We start from the raw sequence: 20,183 nt of genomic DNA, 5'->3' as shown, positions 1-20,183 counted from the left end.
GGTGTGCTATCTAAAGTACGGTAACTTTTTAACTTGTTTTGCTGGCTTAGAAAGAAACTTATTTAGAGCCTCTCCATTGAGTACTTTTTCGTACTTCTCTATGTAAGCCTTGGCCATCGAAATATGATCAAAAGTATCTCGAGCATATTCGTGACACAATGTTGGATTGTAATCACCATGTTGGATAGCGTCTGCAAGTTCATCTTCAATATTTGATAGTGAGCCAAAATCAGGTGTACTAATTAACTCTGATAGTGAACCATACGGTGTAGCAAAAACGGGTGTCCCCATAAACAGACTTTCAGTAATGGCTAGCCCAAATGGTTCCTCCCAAGTGACAGGGAACACAAGCCCTTTAGACTTTTCTAATACGTCACATTTATCTTCGTTATTTACCATGCCGTGAAATTTAACATGGCGATCTAATGTGAGACGAAAGCCCATTTTGAAATTCAAGCGATGTCCGCCTAGCACATCTAAAGCGACATTGGCTTTTCTCGTAATGTCTATCGCTCCCTGAACGTTTTTTAAGCGCCACGCTGCTTTACCTAAAAAATGATAACGGTTGATTCGCTTGTTAGGATCTAGGTTTGGCTGGCGATAATCACTCCAATCTAAGCCGTTATATACAAAAGCCTCACAACCATGGTTTAGGGCATGTTTTTGAGAAACGAAAATTGAGTTGGGATCGTTTTTCTTGGTAACAGTGTTATTACCATGGCGGGTAATAACATAAGGCTTTTTAGTGCAGCTACCACCAACATGGAAGTGAACGATATCCACTTCATCAGGAATTTGTTCATCAATAGACAGGTTTGGCTGTTGAGTAATGCATGTTGCCCACGGGCATTCAACAGGTTCAGGGTTAAGAATAAAAACTCCATGTCCTTGTTGGTGAAGCGCTTTGATAAGGCTCCAAACAACACGCTCTGTGCCGCCATATGTCACTGGTGGTAGCGTGCCTTTGCACACAATTAAGACGTTCATAACAATTCTTTTCTCTTATTCGAGTAATTATTTCTTTGTTTTTTGAGCAAGTGCGAGTTCAACAGGAGCTGGAACAAATCGGCTAATCTCACCACCATGTAAAGCAACTTCTCTCACGATAGTTGAGGATAAGAATGCGTATTCGTCATCCGGAGTGAGAAAGACACTTTCTAGGCCAGGTAGCAGTTTTCTATACATACTGGTTAAGCCAAACTCATATTCGAAGTCAACAGTAGTTCTCAGGCCTCGAATTAAAATGTTCGCGTTTTGCACTTTTGCAAAATCGACGAGTAGGCCAGTAAAGCCCTCTACATTGACATTTGAAAGGTGGCTAATAGAGCACTCTACCAGCTGTACTCGTTCTTCCAGTGTGAACATCGTCTTCTTTGAAGGGCTAGCGGCAACCCCAATAGTGATAGAGTCGAACATTTGGGCTGCTCGTTCTATGAGGTTAAGGTGGCCGTTTGTGATAGGGTCGAAGGTTCCCGGATAAATGACGTGTGTGGCACTATGACCTTGTTGTTTCATATGCAGCTCGTTGTGTTTGTCAAAAGTGTCAAAAAGCGCTTAAAAGTAGTAATATGATACATCATCGAATCGAGAATAGATAACACCTACAAACATAGGTTTGATAAGAGCATAACGTTTTAATGAAACTTTTTTACTATATAAAAAACCTGCTGTTGACCATTGCTCCACGAGCGTATTTTGCTTACAACAAAAACAAACTAGAAAAGAAGTTTCGAGGTCAAACGGAGTTGGTTCAAGAACGAGTGGATTACTATTGTAAGGTAAATACTCCGAGCGAGCTGGATTCCAGTAAATCGACTAGTTTGAGTCGTTTCTCACACAAAGGGCAAAGTGCATATACGTATGATCTTAAAGAGTTCCTCCGTTACTTCCCTGATACTAATCCGTTTTGTTATTACTTTGGGGACGAAGTCGCCGTAGAAGACTGCCCAACGCTTTACAAGGCTAGGCCGATTGAGGGTAACAACGATAATTCGGTTCTATTCAAACTTAACAAACGCAGGCACTTCCAGTTTGTAAACGATGCATTAGGCTTTCACGATAAGAAAGATATGGCGGTTTTCCGTGGTTTTGTAAAACGGGTTCATCGAATTCGCTTTATGGAAGCCATGTTTGATAACCCGATGATGGATGCTGGTCAATCCAATTCTTCTCAAGAGCACCCTGAGTGGCAAAAAGACTTTATGTCCATTCAAGAACAATTGAAGTACAAGTTTATCATTTGTCTTGAAGGTAACGATGTTGCAACCAATTTAAAGTGGGCAATGTCTTCGAATTCTGTCGTAGTGACGCCTAAGATGCGTTTTGAAACGTGGTTTATGGAAGGCACATTACAACCAGGAGTTCATTATGTTGAAGTGAAAGATGATTGGTCTGACTTTGACGAGAAAATTAATTATTACCTTGAAAACCCTGATAAAGCTGAAGCTATGATTGAAAATGCGCATCGACATGTGGCCCAATTTCAGGATGAACAATTGGAAAGCTTAATTTGTATCAAGACGCTCGAGAAGTACTTCAAGCTATGTCAGTAACGCTCTTAAACCAAAAGCCTAAATTATCATGAGTTTATTCACTTCACCTCCGTCTCATTTGTGTGTATTGCGTTTGTCGGCTATTGGCGATGTTTGCCATGCGATCTCAGTGGTTCAGGCGATTCAAAAGCATTGGCCGCAAACCAAGATAACCTGGATTACAGGCAAAATAGAGGCGCAACTGATTAGTGATCTGCCCAATATTGACGTGATTGTTTTTGATAAGTCACAAGGTCTTAAAGGAATGAAGGCCGTGTGGAAGCAACTAAAAGGCACTAAGTTTGATGTTTTGCTGCACATGCAGGCAGCCTTGAGGTCGAGTGTTTTGTCTTTAGGGATCAAAGCAAAATATAAAGTGGGTTTTAGCAAGAATAGGACGAGAGAAGGGCAGTGGTGGTTCACTAATCGTCACTTACCCAACACAGCTGCAATGCACGTGTTAGATAACATGGCTGAATTTGCTAAGTACATTGGTGTTCCATTCAGCCACCCAGCGTGGAATATCCCATTACCCAGTGAATCAGTCGATTACGCGAAAAGCATTACCCAAGGTAGAAAGTGTATTGTGATTTCTGCTGCAGCGAGCAAGGACTCTCGTAACTGGCTAGTGGAGCGATATGCGGCCATCGCCGATTATGCATCGTCTTTGGGACTTCATGTGATCCTATGTGGCTCACCTGCGGAAAGAGAAAAGCAATTAGCACATAAGATTGAGTCACTATGTGAGCAACCGGTCACTAATATTGTCGGTGACACAAGCTTAAAGCAACTGACAGCTGTATTGCGTGAAGCCACGGTTGTCATTAGCCCTGATTCTGGTCCTGCTCACTTGGCAACGACTCAAATGACACCTGTGATTGGTTTATATGCGCATAGTGATCCGAGACGCACTGGGCCTTATAACGATTTAGAGGACGTCGTAAGTGTTTACCAACAACACGTTGAAGAACAAAAAGGCCAGTCCGTAGACTCACTCACGTGGGGCACGCGTGCGAAAGGGGATAACTTAATGGCTGCAATTACCGTTGAGCAGGTGCAAGAAAAGCTCGATAAGATGTTAGAGAATCTCTCTTAGCCAACAATAATAGGCTAAGAGAGTAATACGATTTTACAGGTGCGTCAGCTAAACCCTAAATTAGGTGTTCGCTGACTGCTGCTTCATTTTGTATACCGCCAACAGCTGTTGGTAGTTTTTCTCCAGTACAGTCTCGACATCCATTGTTAAGGCCAATGCTCTGCATTGTTCACTAACATTGGTCGTACGTTTTTTATCAGCCCAGAACGCCATAGCTTTTGCTAGTTCATCTGGGTTCACGTCAGCTCCAATGACGCTCGACACTTCTGGATTGAGGACCTCCTTCGCACCACAGTTTTCAGTGGTAATAGACGGTGTGCCACATGCGAGAGATTCGATCACCGTAAAGCCAAAAGGTTCATAGAGAGTTGGTAGTACGTAGCAATCAGCCAGCGTAAAGTAGAGCTCTGGTCGTTTGTCTTCTCCCATAAACTTACATTTGTCTTGTATCCCAAGGTTTTCCGCAAATTTAATGTACTCGCCCTCGTGAGTCTCTCGACCAACAATCACCAATTGAGCATCAATGTTCAGTTTGGAAAATGCAGTGAGGGTTTGCTTTAGCCCTTTCCTCTCATAGCCAGTACCTAAAAATAAGAAAATTGGCTTGTTAGGATCAAGCTCCATTTGTTGCTTAAGCTCTAACGCCCCTTTTTCGATTCGTTGTGCATCAAAGCGGTTCGTATCGACAAAGTTGTGGATTACCGTGATTTTTTCTTTAGGCACGTGATGCGCTTCTTGGATTTCTTGAGCACTTTTATATGAATTACTTATGACATGATAGTAGGCTCCGGGGGCCATTGCTTTTTGCTCAATCAGATGTGTCACTCTATCTTTAATTCGCATTGGCTTATTTAAGGAGCGTGCCATATGAAGGCTTGTACCTGCTCCAATTCTTAATACATCGTGTGTCCACGCGTGAGCTAAGCCGTACACCAGATCATAGTCAGATTCATTGACGTGCTTTTCTACCGCTTTCGCAAACTTCCAAAGGCGATGGCTTTTACCAATACTAAAACCGCGCAATTTCACAAACTTAACATTAGGGTGCGGAGGTGTATCGGCATGAGAGCGGCAGATAATGGTGACTTCTTCTCCTTTCTCTGCCATGTATCTCGCCATTTGATTGAGGTACAGCTCAACTCCGCCAGAGTATGCGTGTCTTAAATGGACCAATGCAATCTTCATAAGTAATCCAGTAATTCGTTTGGTATTGGCTGTTATGTTACTTGAAGCCTTCATTTTCTGAAAGAAGTCAGTTGACGAGGTCTTGCACCGACGAAGAGCAGCAAAAGCTCCTTACTGGATTGTTCCCCCAATAGAACAATGTAAAATGGCGCTATGATGTAAGCACGAGAAATTCAAGTGAATAAGGACAAGAAGAAAACAGAAACCGTTTCAGGAAAGCCTGGAAATACGGGCATTCAAAGGATCTTAAAAGCCAGCGTCTATTCACTTCAAGGTTTGAAGGCTGCAGTGAAACATGAAGCCGCGGTTCGACAAGAATTAGCTTTGCTGATGGCCGCTGTGTTGCTGCTCTGCTGGTTAGACGTTTCGCAAATACAACGTATCGTGATGCTCGGTACTGTTGTTTTGGTGTTGATTGTTGAACTGATTAATTCTGCGATTGAGGCGGTTGTGGATAGGATTGGTGTGGAAAAACACGAATTAAGCGGTCGAGCAAAAGATATTGGTTCTGCTGCTGTTTTTGTAGCATTACTATTTGCTGCCTTTACATGGTCTTATATTCTCTTTTTCTGAGGGGCGTGATGAAGCACTATCAAGAAAACAATACGCATGTATGGTACGACGAAAGCTTGATCACTGAGCCCATTGAGAGTTTGTTTGATATCAACTACTGGCGCAGTTGTAATGCCATTGTTGGTAGTGCTAGTGGGCGAGGTACGACGTGGTTTATCAAGCTTCAAAGTACGATTGCAGCGCTACGACACTACCACCGAGGTGGCTTGTTCGGAAAGATCGTCCGGGACCAATACTTGTTCCTAAGCTTAGAGAGAACTCGCAGTTACGCCGAGTTCTCTCTGCTTCAAAAATTACGTAGCGCTGGCGTTAATGTTCCTCGTCCTGTTGCCGCTAAAGTAGAGCAGACCGGCTTCTTATATCGAGCAGATTTATTGAGTGAGAAAATATCTGGAGCAAGCGATCTCGTTGATAAATTACAGGCAGAGCGCTTATCCAGTGATGACTACCAAAAAATTGGTGTAGAAGTCCGTAAAATGCACGATGTTGGTGTTAATCATACCGATCTGAATATTCATAACATCCTGCTTGATAGTGAAGGCAAGGTCTGGATTATCGATTTTGACAAGTGTAAGCAGCAATCTGGGAATCAATGGAAAGAACGAAACTTAGATCGTCTGCTTCGCTCATTTAGAAAAGAACTCGCTAAACGTGAGATTCATTGGTCTGAAGGTGACTTTGAATCTCTGATGTTAGGTTACAATCAGTCTTAAGTGAAACAACGGGGCTATAGTAAGAGTGTCGAAACTTCTCTGTTTTCCGTTGGAGATTCGTTTCGATAGGGATTTGTCTTATTTTTGCCTCCTTATTTTTTAGGAGGATTTAAGATAAGGAGCTGATAGCCCGTAAATGTGGATATAAATTTAAAATGAAAATCTTAGTGACAGGTGGTGCAGGGTTTATTGGCTCTGCTGTTGTGCGCCATATTATTAATCATACGCAAGACTCGGTGATTAACTTAGACAAACTGACCTACGCAGGTAATCTTGAATCTCTAAGCGAGGTGTCCAGTCACGCGCGCTATGCTTTTGAACAAGTGGATATCTGCGACCGTGCCGCACTAGAGCGTGTGTTTTCAGAACACCAGCCAGACGCAGTTATGCACTTAGCGGCAGAGTCTCACGTCGATCGCTCTATTGATGGCCCTGCTGCTTTTATTGAAACTAACATTGTTGGTACTTATACCCTATTAGAAGTGGCTCGTGGATATTGGAGTCAGCTTGATGACGCTAACAAAGCGGCCTTTCGTTTCCACCATATCTCAACAGATGAGGTATATGGTGACTTAGAGGGAACAGATGATTTGTTTACAGAGGAAACCTCGTACGCACCATCTTCACCGTATTCAGCATCGAAAGCGTCGAGTGATCACCTTGTTCGAGCTTGGTTAAGAACGTATGGCTTTCCGACCATTGTAACTAACTGTTCCAATAACTATGGTCCATACCACTTTCCTGAAAAACTGATTCCTTTAATGATCTTAAATGCATTAAAAGGCTCACCACTGCCAGTATATGGTGATGGTATGCAGATCCGTGATTGGTTATTTGTAGAAGACCACGCCAAAGCGCTCTACAAAGTCGTGACAGAAGGCGTTATTGGGGAGACATACAATATTGGTGGTCACAATGAAAAAGCAAACATTGATGTTGTGAAGTCAATTTGCGAGATCCTAGAAGAGCTTGTACCAAATAAGCCTGAAGGCATTTCGCATTACCAAGATTTAATTACTTATGTAAAAGATCGACCAGGGCATGATGTTCGATACGCTATCGATGCTTCTAAAATTGAACGTGAATTAGGCTGGACACCAGAAGAAACCTTTGAGACTGGTCTGCGCAAAACTGTTGAGTGGTATTTAGCGCATAAAGAATGGTGGCAACGTGTTTTAGACGGCTCCTACAGCTTAGAGCGTCTTGGTCAATAATTTAGAATAAGGTAAGAAAATGAAAGGTATTATCCTTGCTGGTGGTTCTGGAACGCGTTTATATCCAATTACTCGTGGTGTTTCAAAGCAACTCCTCCCAGTCTATGACAAGCCAATGGTTTACTACCCATTATCGGTTTTGATGTTAGCGGGTATCCGAGAAATATTAATTATCACGACTCCGGAGGATCAAGAGGGTTTTGTGCGTCTACTTGGTGATGGATCTGATTTTGGTATTGCATTGACCTACGCAGTTCAAGAAAAACCGGAGGGATTAGCACAAGCATTTATTATCGGCGAAGAGTTTATCGGAAATGATTCGGTTTGCTTGGTGTTAGGCGACAATATCTTCTATGGTCAATCTTTCTCTCAGACATTACGAAGTGCCGCTAACCAAACATCTGGAGCGACTGTCTTTGGTTATCAAGTAAAAGATCCGGAACGTTTTGGGGTTGTTGAGTTTGATGCAAATATGAAAGCACTTTCTATTGAAGAGAAGCCTCAAGAGCCTAAGTCAAACTTCGCGGTTACAGGATTGTATTTTTACGATAATCGGGTTGTCGAGTGGGCAAAAACAATCGAGCCCTCTGAACGTGGTGAGCTAGAAATCACGGCGATAAATCAGATGTACCTAGAAAATGGCTCTCTTAATGTTGAGTTATTGGGCCGAGGATTTGCTTGGTTGGATTCTGGTACCCACGAGAGTTTGCATCAAGCTTCTTCGTTTGTTCAAACGATTGAAGAAGTTCAGGGGCTAAAAATTGCCTGCTTGGAAGAAATTGCTTGGCGTAACCGTTGGTTATCTAGTGAAGACCTTGTACGTATTGCAACACCGATGTCTAAAAATGAATATGGTCAGTATCTATTACGTTTAGCATCGGAGTCTAACAAAGATGATTAGAGTCGTTGTTATTGGTAGTCGTGGGCAGGTCGGGACGTGTTTGGCATCTCAATTAACGCAGAGAGCAGATGTTGAGCTGTTTACGTTTGCTCGGCAAGAGCTTGATATCACAGACTCAAATAGCGTGACTTCTTGTGTTGAGTCCGTGCAGCCACATGTGATAATTAATGCGGCAGCCTATACTGCGGTAGATAAAGCCGAGCAAGATTCGCAGCAGTGTTATGCCGTTAATGCCGATGCTGTTGAAAACCTTGCTAAAGCTGCGTCCAAAGTGGATGCACTTATGCTACATATCTCAACGGATTATGTGTTTGATGGTGAAAGCGACAAACCATATAAGGAGCTCGATGCTGAAAACCCTCAGAGTGTTTATGGCAAAAGCAAGCTTGAAGGCGAGAAAAATGTCGTCGCTTTTTGTTCTCGATATGCTGTTCTTCGGACGTCTTGGGTATTTGGTGAAGTTGGTAATAACTTTGTAAAGACTATGCTTAGATTATCCAGTACACGAGATGAAATTGGTGTCGTGGACGATCAAGTCGGAGCACCAACCTATGCAGGAGATATAGCGAGTGTGTTAATTACTATGATGGATAAGATGTTGAGGTCCGATGATGACCTCTCCGGTATCTATCATTACTCAGGCGCTCCTTATGTAAGCTGGTTTCAATTTGCAGAAGAAATTTTCTCTAATGTCGCATCTCAAATTTGTTCTGATAAAAAAATGGTAGTAAACCCGATTCCTACTCATGAATACCCAACACCAGCGAAACGGCCACCAGACACAAGGTTGGATTGTAGAAAGATAGAGAAAGTTTTCTCCATTACCCCTAGTTTGTGGCAAAACGCATTGAAAAATATAAAGGCATTCCAAGAATGAAGGTAATTTCGACTGCAATTCCTGATGTGAAACTTATCGAGCCTCAGGTGTTCGGTGACGAGCGTGGTTTTTTTATGGAAACGTGGAACCAGAAGCAATTTGAAGAGCTAGTTACGGGTCAATCCACTCCTTTTGTTCAAGATAACCACTCAAAGTCAAAGCAAGGTATCCTTCGAGGGCTGCATTTTCAAACTGCGAACATACAAGGAAAACTGGTACGCGTGATATCTGGAGAAGTCTTTGATGTTGCTGTCGATATCCGCAAAGGCTCTCCGACTTATGGTCAATGGGTTGGTGAATATCTGTCTGCGGAAAATAAACGTCAACTCTGGGTACCTGCTGGTTTTGCGCATGGTTTTTATGTCACTAGTCCAGAAGCCGAATTTGTATATAAATGTACCGACTACTACAACCCCGAGGCAGAGGTTTCTATTGCTTGGAATGACCCTGAGTTAGGTATTGATTGGCCGCTGCGAGATGGCTTCATTCCCTCGCTTTCTGCAAAAGACAGCGATGGTAAGCAGTTTGGTAAGATTCAACCGTTGGACGTTGTGTTATGAATAAAGATGTTGTACCAGTAACAAAGCCTTACTTACCTTCCCGAGATAAGTATAAAGGTTACATAGATAGAATCTATGAGGCTGGGTGGTTGACGAACAGGGGCCCACTTGTATCGGAGCTTGAAGCGCGCTTAGCAAAATTCTTAGGTGTAAAGAACGTCATTGTTGTCGCTAATGGTTCACTCGCCCTTCAGGTCGCGTACAAAGCTTTGGATTTAAAAGGAGAGGTGATTACTACTCCTTTTAGTTTTGCAGCAACGGCGAGCACGATAATGTGGGAAGGCTTAACGCCAGTCTATGCTGATATTAAAGATGACTCGTTCAATATAAATCCAGAGCGTATAGAAGACCTAATCACAGATAGCACCTCAGCGATCGTGCCTGTTCATGTTTTTGGTAATCCTTGTGAAATTGATATCGTAAAAAGTATTGCTGATAAACATAATCTCAAGGTTATTTATGATGCAGCTCATGCATTTGGAGTCCAATATAAAGGACAAAGTGTCTTGAAATGTGGTGATATTAGTACTTTAAGTTTTCATGCTACGAAACTATTTCACTCTATTGAAGGGGGAGCGATTATTACTGAAAATGATGAGGTCGCCGAAAAGGTTCGGAACTTAATTAACTTTGGTATCACTGGTCCAGATACAATTGAAGGGCTAGGGACAAATGCTAAAATGAATGAGTTTGAAGCTGCGATGGGTTTATGTGTTCTTGATGATGTACACAATATCATTGATAGAAGAAAAGCAATCATCTCTTTATATAAAGAAAAATTAAAGTTGCCGAGTGTAAAATACCAGTCATGGCATGAGCAATCCTTAAATCTAGGTGCTTATATGCCAGTTCTATTTGATAACGAAGAGCTGTTATTAGAAGTGAAGAGTCGATTAGATAACCTTGGGGTATTAACGAGAAGATATTTCTACCCCAGTTTAGATATGGTTGACGCTTTGAATAGCTTAAATATCCAGTGTGATGTGAGCAGAGACATAAGTAAACGTATCCTTTGTTTACCTATTTATCATGATTTAGAAGATGAAAAACTAGCAGAAATTGTAAGTGTTATTAATTTGGATGACTAAGTATGAAAGTTAACTTTATTATTTATGCTCCAAGTTATAATGAGAACTCAGGAGGATGTGTTGTACTACATCGCTTAGTTCACCTTATAAATGAGCACACAGACCATCAAGCCTTTCTTCATCCGCGAGTAATGGAAAAGGTAAATCTTGATTCTCCTAGAAAAATCTTATCTTCGTTTATTAAAGCAACTCGAGCTAAACTGAAGAAGTTCCATGTTAATCCAGCATGGAATACGCCAGTGCTGAGAGATAAAAATTTAATTAAGAATAAATCTAGTGTCGTTGTCTATTCAGAAATTGCCTTTGGCAATCCATTGAACGCCAAAAATATTGTACGATGGTATTTACATCACCCCGGACACATTATTAAAGATATCTTTTATACGAAGGGTGAACTTTGTTTTCGCTATCACTCAGCTATTAGTGATTTTACTTACCCTGAGTCAAAGTTGTCTGAAACGATTCTGAAAGTTATGTACTTCCCTACTGACATTTACGAGATAGATAAAGAAGTAGATAGAGATATCTCTACTTATATGGTAAGGAAGGGTAAATCAAAGCCTTTTATCCATGACCCTAGTTTTGTTTGTGTTGATGGTCTTAGCCATATAGAGACAGCAAAACTATTAAAGCGCTCTAAGCGTTTTATTTGCTATGACGATTATACAGCATACTCACACTTTGCTGTGTTGAGTGGCGCTGAATCTATTGTTGTTCCCGAAGACGGCGTATCTAAAGAGGCTTGGTTTCCAGATGAGGTCTCGAGGTATGGTATTGCTTACGGTACCGATGAGTCCGAGCTGGAGTGGGCACGCGAGACGGTCCCTATGTTGAAGGAGAGAATTGAGTCACTGAACGATGAATCAACTAAGCTAGTTTGTCAGTTTGTGCAAGAAACAGAAAACTATTTTTTCTCTAATGGTAGTTAGCGCTTTCTTACGTAATTATGTGTAAAAGCTTAACTGGTTTATGAGTAGACAGCTTGTGGTCTCGTAGCTTGATTTTGGCTCTGTTAAAAATCAAAATTGTGAATTTTTGAGTAAAAGATAGCGTTCACCTTGAAAACCGCCTTTTGTGAGAGCATTAAACTGCTACTTACGAAATCATAATAAATGGGTATTGAAATGAAAAAAATTATTTTAGAAAAATTCAATGAAGCTTTAGAGCAAACGGATGTAGATCAACGTTATGAAGATATCAGAGATGAGCAAGTTCTTTTGGAAAGCGGATTGGACTCGTTAGGTTTTGCAATCCTTGTTGCTTTGCTTGAAGAGGAGCTAGATTTCGACCCATTCCAACAAATGGAAGATGCAGTATATCCAACAACTTTTGGTGAATTTGTAGCGATTTATGAAAAACAGTCAGCTTGAACAAGAACGCTTGATTAGCCTTGTAAAGCGTGTGCCATTAGAAAGACGTTTTCTTTCGACATGTACGTCGTTTTACACCTATAACGACGTTGTTGAGCTCAGTAAGAATTTTTGTTTAAGCTACCCTCAATTAGCCGATAAAAACTGTGCCATTATTTCTGATGATCGTGAATCTTTGGCGTTGCTTCTTCCTGCAATCGACAGCATTTGTCACAGTATTCTGCTGTTGCCTAGAGATGCTGAAGGGCATGAAGACGCATTCTATCGCTCTGCTAATATCCATTACGTTATCTATTTATCAGCAGGACAAGTTCGCGATATTAAGGTGCTTCCAGATCAATGTCATACTGAAAATGAGATGGGAAGGGCCTATATCCTTGCGACATCAGGGACAACGGGTACGCCAAAATTGGCTAGTTACTCATTGCCAACATTACTCGTCACAACGAAAAACGATATTGAACGAGGTGAAGAATTTACTTGGGGCCTAACCTACGATGTCAATCGCTTCGCTGGGTTACAGGTATATCTTCAAGCTCTAGCTTCTGGTTCTGCACTTTCAGTACCGTCAAATTTGGCAACAATGGCTGAGAGCATCTCATTGTTTGCAAATTCTTCAGTGAACTGTATATCAGCAACACCATCTTTTTGGCGTAAGCTTTTGATGGAACCTGAACATTCTCGCCTTTCTTTAAAACGAATCACATTGGGGGGCGAGATTAGCAACCAAAATGTGCTTTCAGCATTGGATTTTCAATATCCTGCAGCGACAATTATCCATATTTACGCGTCGACTGAAGCTGGTGTGGGCTTTGTGGTTAAGGATAAAAAAGAAGGGTTTCCTTCTTCATATCTTACAAGTGAATCTAACCTAGCATGCCAACTAAAAATCATTGATGGCACCTTGTGGATAAAAAGTAGCAATGGTTGCAATAAGTTTGTGAAAGGCAACTTAGAAATCAATGATGAAGGTTTTATTAACACTGGAGATATGGTCAGTCTCATAAAAGATCGAGTCCTTTTTCTCGGCCGTGAAAGTGGCTCAATCAATGTCGGTGGCAATAAAGTAATGCCTGAAAAAGTCGAGTCGGTACTTGAAAAGCATTCGTCCATTGTTATGGCAAGAGTCTTTTCCAAGGCAAACCCCGTCCTTGGTTCTCTTGTTGCTTGTGAAGTAGTAATTGCGGATAGTTCAAGGGGCTTATCTCACAAAGAAATAAAACGCGACGTACTATTATTCTGTAAAAAAGAGCTTCAATCATTTGAAGTGCCTGCTTTGCTCAAAGTTGTTGAGTCTATAACAACCAATGCAACGGGTAAAAAGGTTAGAAACTAATGAAAAATATCATTATTACTGGTTGTGCAAAAGGGCTTGGTCTGGAAATCTCCAAAATGCTTGCTGAGGCAGGTTATAAGGTGCTCGGTGTTAGTAGAACACTAACGGGTGAATATCAACAATTACAATTAACCTATCCAGAGAGCGTGTTTTTTTATCAATATGACTTCTTTGAGGTTAAGGGTATATCAGCATTAGTCAAGCTGATTACTAAGGAGCATGGGCGTATTTTTGGTTTAGTTAATAATGCCGCCCTTGGACATGATGGTGTATTAGCTACGATGCATGAGTCTGATATCTCATCACTGATTAAGGTTAATATTGAAGCGCCTATTTTACTGACAAAGTATGTCTCTCGTTCCATGCTATTAAATCGAAGTGGGCGTATCGTAAATGTTGGTTCAATTATTGGCTCTACAGGTTTTAATGGTTTGAGTGTGTACGGTGCAACTAAATCTGCGCTAGGAGGTTTTACCAAATCATTGGCAAGAGAACTAGGCAAATCACAAATAACAGTTAATACTCTCGCTCCTGGTTATATGGAAACAAATATGACTGAGGGGTTAGTTGGCGATAAGCTTGAAAAGATTAAAAGGCGTAGTTGTTTAGGCCGTCTTGCTAACGTCAAAGATGCGGCGGGTATGGCATTGTTTCTATTATCTGAAGATGCTTCTGGTATCACCGGAGCTATCTTTACTGTTGATGCCGGAAGTACGGCCTAAAAGGAAAGGAAATGGCTTTTCTAACAAAACAAGAAGTTGAAAATATTGGTTTTAAAGAAGTAGGCGATAACGTTCTGATTTCAGATAAGGCTAGTATTTATAATGCAGGTAATATTTCAATTGGTTCTCATGTCAGAATTGATGATTTTTGTATATTATCAGCTGGAGCGTCGGGCATAAAAATGGGTAATTTTGTGCATATGTCAGCTTACTCTAGTTTAATGGGGGCGGAGTTAATCCAGTTAGAGGATTTTGTCGGTATATCATCTAAGGTGTCTATTTTCTCATCATCTGATGACTATTTAGGGTATGGCATGACAAATCCGATGGTACCTGATGAGTATAAAAGAGTGAAATCTATACCAGTAGTATTAAAAAAACATTCTCTTGTAGGAGCGCACTCTGTTCTCTTACCTGGAACTACTTTGGGGGAAGGGGTCTCAGTTGGTGCTATGTCCGTCGTATCTTCTTCTCTTGAGAGTTGGTTCGTTTATATGGGGAATCCAGTCAAAAAGCTAGTCCGACGTTCTAAAAAGTTATTGGAACATGAAGAAAAGTTAAAAGCATCCTTCAAAGATGTTAAGTTTGACCAATATTAAGAGAGTGAGATTCCCCTATTCAAATTGAAAGCTATAATTATGATTTATTTAGATTAATAGTTTGTTGAATAGGGGAGGAGCTTAAATATCCCTATAGTGCTTGCCAGTTATAATAGCATCTAATATGTACTTCTCTTTTTGATTGTCTGATTTTAACAATATATTCTTTAGTAGCTTTAGCACGTATACGAAAAGACTACTTTTAGACTTATAGTAACGGATTCGTAATCCTTTATCGTATGCTCGTTCTTTTTTTCTGAATTCAGACAGCGAATCTTTGCCAGATTCAAGTCTAGAGTAGGAATGCTCAAAGCCGGGTATTACTTTAATGTTGTCCAATAGACCTGCAGTTTCAACTCGAGTGAAAAAGGTTGCGTCTACACCATAAAGTAAAAATCTCTCATCAAAAACGCTACCATAAGCTTTCTTGAGCGTATTTTGAAACTCTCTTCCTAAGACAATACCACTACCGACAGCCCTTATTTTTTGACATGGCTCAACGTGGTCTGGTGATTCTACCTTTTTCTTGTTGATTAAAGGGCTTTGTACTTCGCCATTATTTGTCAAAATAGGTACAAGGCACGAGTTGCTCGTAATTTCACTAATAGCAGATATGTAGTCGTCAGAGACGGTAGAGTCATCATCAAGAATGACACAATAACCATTGTTGTTATGCCCTAAAGCATGGTTATAAACTTTAGACAACGCAGCATTACTAATGTCTTGGTGCACGGTGATGCTGCCAAACTTTTTATGGTATTTATCAGCAAGTTCGCTATCCACTAGTTGAGGGCCATTATTCCAAATCAATAAATCGAGATGACCTAAGTCATTAGGGTGACTCATCAAGGAATTAAGTGTTATCGAGTCCGAAATTGGCTTGTTATATAAAACAACTAACAGTGTGCCTTGTTCATTCATTTCTAGAAATTACCTATGTGAGTCATAGTAAGGTGAAGTGCATTGTTATCGAATGTAACGTTACTCTCAATTTGAGAATGACGCAGTAAATCAGTTACCTGCTCTGCCAGTACTGAACTGTTTTCAATAACATGGATTTTATTAAGAGAGCGAAATTCTTCTACAATGTCTTTAAAGTTAAAGTAGCTTGGGCCATTTATGACAGGTAGCCCTAGAGCGATAGGCTCCAAAACATTGTGTCCACCAACTTTATCGCCAACTAAGCTACCACCCATAAAGCAGATATCCGCAGCGCCCATCAAGACCAACATCTCACCCATGGTGTCTCCAAGGTAAACTTGGGTCGATTCCGTTACTTCTGTTTGACTTGTGCGTCGAGCGGCGTCAAAGCCGAGCTTTTGGCACTGCTCAAATACATTATCAAATCGCTCCGGATGGCGAGGAACAAGGATTAGAAGTGCAGTTGGGTGAGGTTCTAAGATTTTCTTGTGAGCTTCTAATACCTGCTCATCTTCGCCTTTATGAGTACTGGCAGCAATCCAAATGGGGCGCTCTAATCCAATGGCATCCCTTAGCGCTTTAGCCTTTTCTTTTACGTCGTCAGATATCTGAATATCAAACTTTATTGAGCCAGTAACAAAAAGTCGGTGCTTATCTACACCTAAGCGCTCGAAGCGTTCTGCATCAGACTCCGTCTGACAAAGTACTTTATCCAAGCAAGGAACTAATAGGTTAAATAGAGGCTGCACTTTTGCGTAGTTCTTACAGGACTTTTCAGAAAGGCGAGCGTTAACAACAGTAATCGGTATTTCTGAGTCATGGACAGTACGAAGAGTGTTCGGCCAAAGCTCAGTTTCTATGATCAACATTTGCTTTGGTCGTGTTGCTTTTAGAAAACCTTTTACTGCAAAACCGAAATCGATAGGCATATAACGGTGTTCAACTAACTCGCCCAACTTAGCAATTTGTTCTGCACCAGTGCTGGTAGTGGTGGTGACCAAAATAGGTAGAGCTGGGTTTTGCTTTTTCAACTCTTTAATTAGGGGGATAGCGGCGATGCTTTCGCCTACTGAAACCGCATGAATCCAAATGGGGCGTTCAGTTTTGTCTAGCTTTGGAGTGATACCAAAATGCTCTTTCCATCGTTGACCAAACTTGGGCTTGTTTGGTTTGCTTTTATATAAACCAAACAATAGGAAAGGGGAGGCAAGGGCAAGCAGCAATGTGTAAAAAATGCGAATTAGCATGAACTTACCGTTATCGCTTCAAGTTTTTGGATGCTATCTAGCACCTGTTTTGGTGATAAGGCAGTTAAACACTTAAGGTGCTTGAACTCACACTCACGCTTAAAGCATGGGCGGCAGTCAATATCGGTGTGAACAATTTCTACCTTTTCCGCAAGCGGTGGTGTGTACTTTGGTGACGTTGAGCCATAGACTGCAACAACATTACAGCCAACAGCGGCCGCTACGTGCATAAGACCAGAGTCATTGGCTACAACAGTCTGACATGCCGCCAGCAGATCAACGGCTTCAATCAAGCTGGTTTGACCAGCGAGAACGTGAATTCTCTGTTGAAGTTCAGCCGGCACGAGCTGCTTAATGTTATTACAGGTATCAAGGTCCTTCTGAGAACCAAATAGCCATACTTGATGGCCGCTCGTCGCCATTTGAGTAGCGATTTCAGCATAATGTGTTTCTGGCCACTTTTTAGCAGGGCCAAATTCGGCACCTGGACACAGGCCTATGACTGGGAGCGTTTGGTCGAGAGAGAATTTGTTAAGCGTCCCTTGCTGAGTCTTTTTATCGATAGACAAGCTAGGTCTAGGAAGTGTTTCTAAGCCTCCCAAGGAGGACGAATTCAACATTTCAACCTCAGGGTAGGCTAAAGCGACATAACGCTCTACCATGTATTGAAAAGACTTTTTGTTAGGGCGAAGATCATTGAGTAGCCCATAACGCATTTCTCCTTTCCAACCCGTACGCTGTGGGATGTTTGCAAACCAAGGTATCAAAGCAGACTTAGCTGAGTTTGGCAGTACGTAAGCATGATCGTATTGCTTTTCACGCAGTGACTTACCAATCTCTCTGCGGCCAAGAAGATTGAACTCACCATGGCCAAGAGGCATCTCAATTGCTTGATGGATTTCAGGCATACGATCGAGGATCGGTTTACACCAGCCTGGAGCAATCACATCAATTTGGCTTTCTGGATGTTGTTGCTTTAAAACGATGTACAGTGATTGTGACATCACCATATCGCCAACCCAAGATGGGCCGATAATTAAGATCTTTTTCATTTTTCTACTTGCCAGTCAGTGTCATATCTCGGCTTGAAGAGATTGTAATAGTTATTGCCATCTTCTTGAGAGTGTAATAGCTGTAACACCCACATATATTGCTCAGGCTTAGTGGAAACAAAGTACTCAATCGTTTCATTCGAAGTGCGTGCGTCTTGCTCTTCGCCTTTGTCTAGCTCAAAGGCTGGCAAAATTTCGATATCGAACGACCCATCTTCTGTATTCATAGAAGCAAACATAGGGAGCACTTTAGAGCGTGATAGCTTTGCAATTTTTCCAAGACCAGGAAGGGTTGCTTTCCGAGTGGCAAAAAAGTCCACAAACACACTGTGCTCTGGACCATGGTCTTGGTCTGGTAAGTAGTAACCAATATAACCATCTCGAATAGACTTTAAGAAAGGCTTGATACCACCAGAGCGTTCATAGACTCGACCGCCATACTGCACTCGCTGCTTGTGCATCAACCAATCGCCGACTTCATTTTTCTGCTTTTTAGCCATTGCAGAAACCGGCATTCCCATAGAGGCCAACAAAATAGCTGGAATGTCGATCGCCCATGAGTGCGGTACCATCAAAATGACTTTTTCATCATTTTCGATATGCTTCTGCAAAATATCTAAACCGCGAATTTGGCAGCGTTGCTGTAACCACTTTGGAGAACGTAAGGTAAGTAGGCTAAAGCGGAAAAAGAATAAAGCGGCTGTGTAAAGCGTCTTTTCGATGAGTGCTTCACGCTCTTCAAAGGTTTTGTCTGGGAAACATAGCTCAAAGTTAACCCGAGCTCTGTGGGCTGGACCTTTGCGTGATTTAGCCAATTTTTTTGCAATTGCTTTGGCTAGCCATTTTTGCACCCCTAATGGAAGAAGCGCCAACGGCATCGATAGTAGGGCGCCGAGCCAAGTTCCCCAGTATTTAGGCGCAAGAAAGTGACGCTCAAATTCAGGGTTATAAGCTTTTGGATCGAAATCATCACGTTGAACAGTCATGAAGTTTTAAGCACCTATTTTCGGAAGAGAGAACTGGAGACGTTTAGAAATGATACTCGTAAATGTATCAGAGTAAAGGTGGTAGAGGCTTCACTACCACCTTTGACAAGTATTAACGATTCTGAAGCGCAAGGTATTCAGCAACACCCTCAGCTACCGTCTTGAATTCTACATCGCAGCCAGCAGCACGAAGCTTAGTAAGGTCAGCTTGAGTGAATTCTTGGTAAGCGCCCTTTAGGTGTTCAGGGAATGGAATGGTTTGGATTTCCCCTTTGTTGTGATGTTTGACCACTGCTTTTGCCACTTCTTCAAAAGATTCTGCACGACCAGTACCGCAGTTGAAGATGCCAGAAACACCATTTTCTAGGAACCAAAGGTTAACTTTGCACACATCACCAACGTAAACGAAGTCGCGTTTGAATGATTCGCTGCCTGCAAATAATTTAGGGTTTTCACCTGCATTGATTTGGTTATTTAGGTGGAAGGCTACCGATGCCATGCTACCTTTGTGATCTTCACGCGGACCGTACACATTGAAGTAGCGGAAACCAGTGATTTGAGAAAGCTGTTCACCATGCTCTTGGGCATCTTGCCATAAGCGACGCACATAGTTATCAAATTGCTGTTTTGAGTAACCGTATACATTAAGTGCGCCTTCGTATTCACGTTCTTCAACAAACGTTTCTGTCTCGCCGTATGTTGCTGCTGATGACGCGTATAGGAATGGAATCTCACGATCTAGACAGTAATGAAGCAACTCTTTTGAGTACTCATAGTTGTTTAGCATCATGTACTTGCCGTCCCACTCTGTTGTTGCAGAACAAGCGCCTTCATGGAAGATGGCCTCGATAGGGCCGAAGTCGTCACCTGCCATGATTTGAGTAAGGAAGTCATCACGATCCATGTAATCTGTGATATCAAGATCAACTAAGTTTTTAAACTTCTTGCCATTTTTTAGGTTGTCGACAACCAGAATATCGTTAATACCTGCTTCGTTCAGAGCTTTAACAATGTTACTGCCGATCATGCCAGCACCACCAGTTACGATGATCATAAGACTTCCACCATAGATTAAAATTTTCTCAGGAAGTTTAGCAGAGTTAAGCCTTTAGGTGCTAGTACTAGGGGGAAACCGTTGTCATTAGACAAACAAAAAGGAAGCCGAAGCTTCCTTTGTATTAGATAGATAATCTATTAATGGTTAGATTACTT

General features: G+C 41.6%; 22 protein-coding genes. 14 read left to right on the top strand and 8 right to left on the bottom strand.

Annotated elements, in window-relative coordinates:
* Positions 1–6 precede the first annotated feature (6 nt).
* On the bottom strand, positions 7–987 hold the full coding sequence (locus ATB78_RS04025; protein WP_061007870.1) for a glycosyltransferase: 981 nt from the start codon (positions 985–987) through the stop codon (positions 7–9).
* Positions 988–1,014: 27 nt separating this feature from the next.
* Complete coding sequence (gene coaD / locus ATB78_RS04020; protein ID WP_045415483.1) at positions 1,015–1,515, bottom strand: pantetheine-phosphate adenylyltransferase; 501 nt, start codon at positions 1,513–1,515, stop codon at positions 1,015–1,017.
* Between the two features lie 122 nt (positions 1,516–1,637).
* Between coaD and ATB78_RS04015 the strand changes: the two genes are divergently transcribed.
* Positions 1,638–2,552, top strand: coding sequence for a glycosyl transferase family 90 (locus ATB78_RS04015; RefSeq protein ID WP_061007869.1), 915 nt, complete (start codon positions 1,638–1,640; stop codon positions 2,550–2,552).
* A gap of 28 nt (positions 2,553–2,580) precedes the next feature.
* Positions 2,581–3,627, top strand: coding sequence for a glycosyltransferase family 9 protein (locus tag ATB78_RS04010; protein ID WP_061007868.1), 1,047 nt, complete (start codon positions 2,581–2,583; stop codon positions 3,625–3,627).
* Between the two features lie 60 nt (positions 3,628–3,687).
* Here the strand turns inward: ATB78_RS04010 and ATB78_RS04005 are convergent, their stop codons facing one another.
* Positions 3,688–4,812 (bottom strand): glycosyltransferase family 4 protein, encoded by a 1,125-nt coding sequence (locus ATB78_RS04005; protein WP_038893823.1) that lies wholly within the window; start codon positions 4,810–4,812, stop codon positions 3,688–3,690.
* Between the two features lie 177 nt (positions 4,813–4,989).
* On the opposite strand from ATB78_RS04005, the gene ATB78_RS04000 reads away from it, so the two are divergent.
* The 12 genes from ATB78_RS04000 to ATB78_RS03945 all read left to right on the top strand — a co-directional run bounded on the left by ATB78_RS04000 (position 4,990) and on the right by ATB78_RS03945 (position 14,765).
* Positions 4,990–5,385, top strand: a complete 396-nt coding sequence (locus tag ATB78_RS04000) for a diacylglycerol kinase (protein ID WP_061007867.1) — start codon at positions 4,990–4,992, stop codon at positions 5,383–5,385.
* An 8-nt stretch (positions 5,386–5,393) separates the two neighbouring features.
* Positions 5,394–6,098 carry a 3-deoxy-D-manno-octulosonic acid kinase gene (locus ATB78_RS03995; RefSeq protein WP_061007866.1) on the top strand — a complete coding sequence of 235 codons (705 nt, stop codon included), beginning with the start codon at positions 5,394–5,396 and terminating at the stop codon, positions 6,096–6,098.
* Positions 6,099–6,253: 155 nt separating this feature from the next.
* The gene (rfbB, locus tag ATB78_RS03990) at positions 6,254–7,312 is read left to right on the top strand and encodes a dTDP-glucose 4,6-dehydratase (RefSeq protein ID WP_061007865.1); all 1,059 of its coding nucleotides are present in this window, start codon (positions 6,254–6,256) and stop codon (positions 7,310–7,312) included.
* A gap of 19 nt (positions 7,313–7,331) precedes the next feature.
* Positions 7,332–8,213, top strand: coding sequence for a glucose-1-phosphate thymidylyltransferase RfbA (rfbA, locus tag ATB78_RS03985; protein WP_061007864.1), 882 nt, complete (start codon positions 7,332–7,334; stop codon positions 8,211–8,213).
* A complete protein-coding gene (gene rfbD, locus ATB78_RS03980) occupies positions 8,206–9,090 on the top strand; it encodes a dTDP-4-dehydrorhamnose reductase (protein ID WP_061007863.1) in 885 nt (294 codons plus the stop codon). Before rfbA ends, rfbD begins: the two co-directional genes overlap by 8 nt.
* Positions 9,087–9,650, top strand: a complete 564-nt coding sequence (gene rfbC, locus ATB78_RS03975; protein WP_061007862.1) for a dTDP-4-dehydrorhamnose 3,5-epimerase — start codon at positions 9,087–9,089, stop codon at positions 9,648–9,650. The genes rfbD and rfbC overlap by 4 nt, the downstream gene beginning before the upstream one ends.
* Positions 9,647–10,738, top strand: a complete 1,092-nt coding sequence (locus tag ATB78_RS03970) for a DegT/DnrJ/EryC1/StrS family aminotransferase (protein ID WP_061007861.1) — start codon at positions 9,647–9,649, stop codon at positions 10,736–10,738. Before rfbC ends, ATB78_RS03970 begins: the two co-directional genes overlap by 4 nt.
* Positions 10,739–10,740: 2 nt before the next feature.
* Positions 10,741–11,667 (top strand): hypothetical protein, encoded by a 927-nt coding sequence (locus ATB78_RS03965; protein ID WP_045402573.1) that lies wholly within the window; start codon positions 10,741–10,743, stop codon positions 11,665–11,667.
* A gap of 195 nt (positions 11,668–11,862) precedes the next feature.
* Positions 11,863–12,108 carry a hypothetical protein gene (locus tag ATB78_RS03960; protein WP_045402736.1) on the top strand — a complete coding sequence of 82 codons (246 nt, stop codon included), beginning with the start codon at positions 11,863–11,865 and terminating at the stop codon, positions 12,106–12,108.
* The gene (locus tag ATB78_RS03955; RefSeq protein ID WP_061007860.1) at positions 12,089–13,444 is read left to right on the top strand and encodes a class I adenylate-forming enzyme family protein; all 1,356 of its coding nucleotides are present in this window, start codon (positions 12,089–12,091) and stop codon (positions 13,442–13,444) included. Before ATB78_RS03960 ends, ATB78_RS03955 begins: the two co-directional genes overlap by 20 nt.
* Positions 13,444–14,166: an SDR family oxidoreductase gene (locus ATB78_RS03950; protein ID WP_061007859.1), complete on the top strand. Its 723-nt coding sequence runs from the start codon at positions 13,444–13,446 to the stop codon at positions 14,164–14,166. Before ATB78_RS03955 ends, ATB78_RS03950 begins: the two co-directional genes overlap by 1 nt.
* An 11-nt stretch (positions 14,167–14,177) precedes the next feature.
* The gene (locus ATB78_RS03945; RefSeq protein WP_045402565.1) at positions 14,178–14,765 is read left to right on the top strand and encodes a galactoside O-acetyltransferase; all 588 of its coding nucleotides are present in this window, start codon (positions 14,178–14,180) and stop codon (positions 14,763–14,765) included.
* Positions 14,766–14,846: 81 nt separating this feature from the next.
* On the opposite strand, the gene ATB78_RS03940 is transcribed toward ATB78_RS03945, so the two are convergent.
* The 5 genes from ATB78_RS03940 to rfaD all read right to left on the bottom strand — a co-directional run bounded on the left by ATB78_RS03940 (position 14,847) and on the right by rfaD (position 20,025).
* On the bottom strand, positions 14,847–15,686 hold the full coding sequence (locus ATB78_RS03940; RefSeq protein ID WP_061007858.1) for a glycosyltransferase family A protein: 840 nt from the start codon (positions 15,684–15,686) through the stop codon (positions 14,847–14,849).
* A 2-nt stretch (positions 15,687–15,688) separates the two neighbouring features.
* Complete coding sequence (gene waaA / locus ATB78_RS03935; protein ID WP_061007857.1) at positions 15,689–16,933, bottom strand: lipid IV(A) 3-deoxy-D-manno-octulosonic acid transferase; 1,245 nt, start codon at positions 16,931–16,933, stop codon at positions 15,689–15,691.
* Entirely contained in the window at positions 16,927–17,985 is a 1,059-nt protein-coding gene (waaF, locus tag ATB78_RS03930) for a lipopolysaccharide heptosyltransferase II (protein ID WP_061007856.1), read from the bottom strand. The genes waaA and waaF overlap by 7 nt, the downstream gene beginning before the upstream one ends.
* Positions 17,982–18,971, bottom strand: coding sequence for a lauroyl-Kdo(2)-lipid IV(A) myristoyltransferase (lpxM, locus tag ATB78_RS03925; RefSeq protein WP_061007855.1), 990 nt, complete (start codon positions 18,969–18,971; stop codon positions 17,982–17,984). The genes waaF and lpxM overlap by 4 nt, the downstream gene beginning before the upstream one ends.
* A gap of 112 nt (positions 18,972–19,083) precedes the next feature.
* Positions 19,084–20,025 carry an ADP-glyceromanno-heptose 6-epimerase gene (gene rfaD, locus ATB78_RS03920; protein ID WP_061007854.1) on the bottom strand — a complete coding sequence of 314 codons (942 nt, stop codon included), beginning with the start codon at positions 20,023–20,025 and terminating at the stop codon, positions 19,084–19,086.
* Positions 20,026–20,183 lie beyond the last annotated feature (158 nt).

The sequence above is a fragment of the Vibrio sp. CUB2 genome, assembly GCF_001557945.1.
Lineage (GTDB): Bacteria > Pseudomonadota > Gammaproteobacteria > Enterobacterales > Vibrionaceae > Vibrio > Vibrio owensii.
The sequence above is the reverse complement of the archived record's forward strand: the minus strand, read 5'-3'. Positions and strand labels throughout refer to the sequence as shown.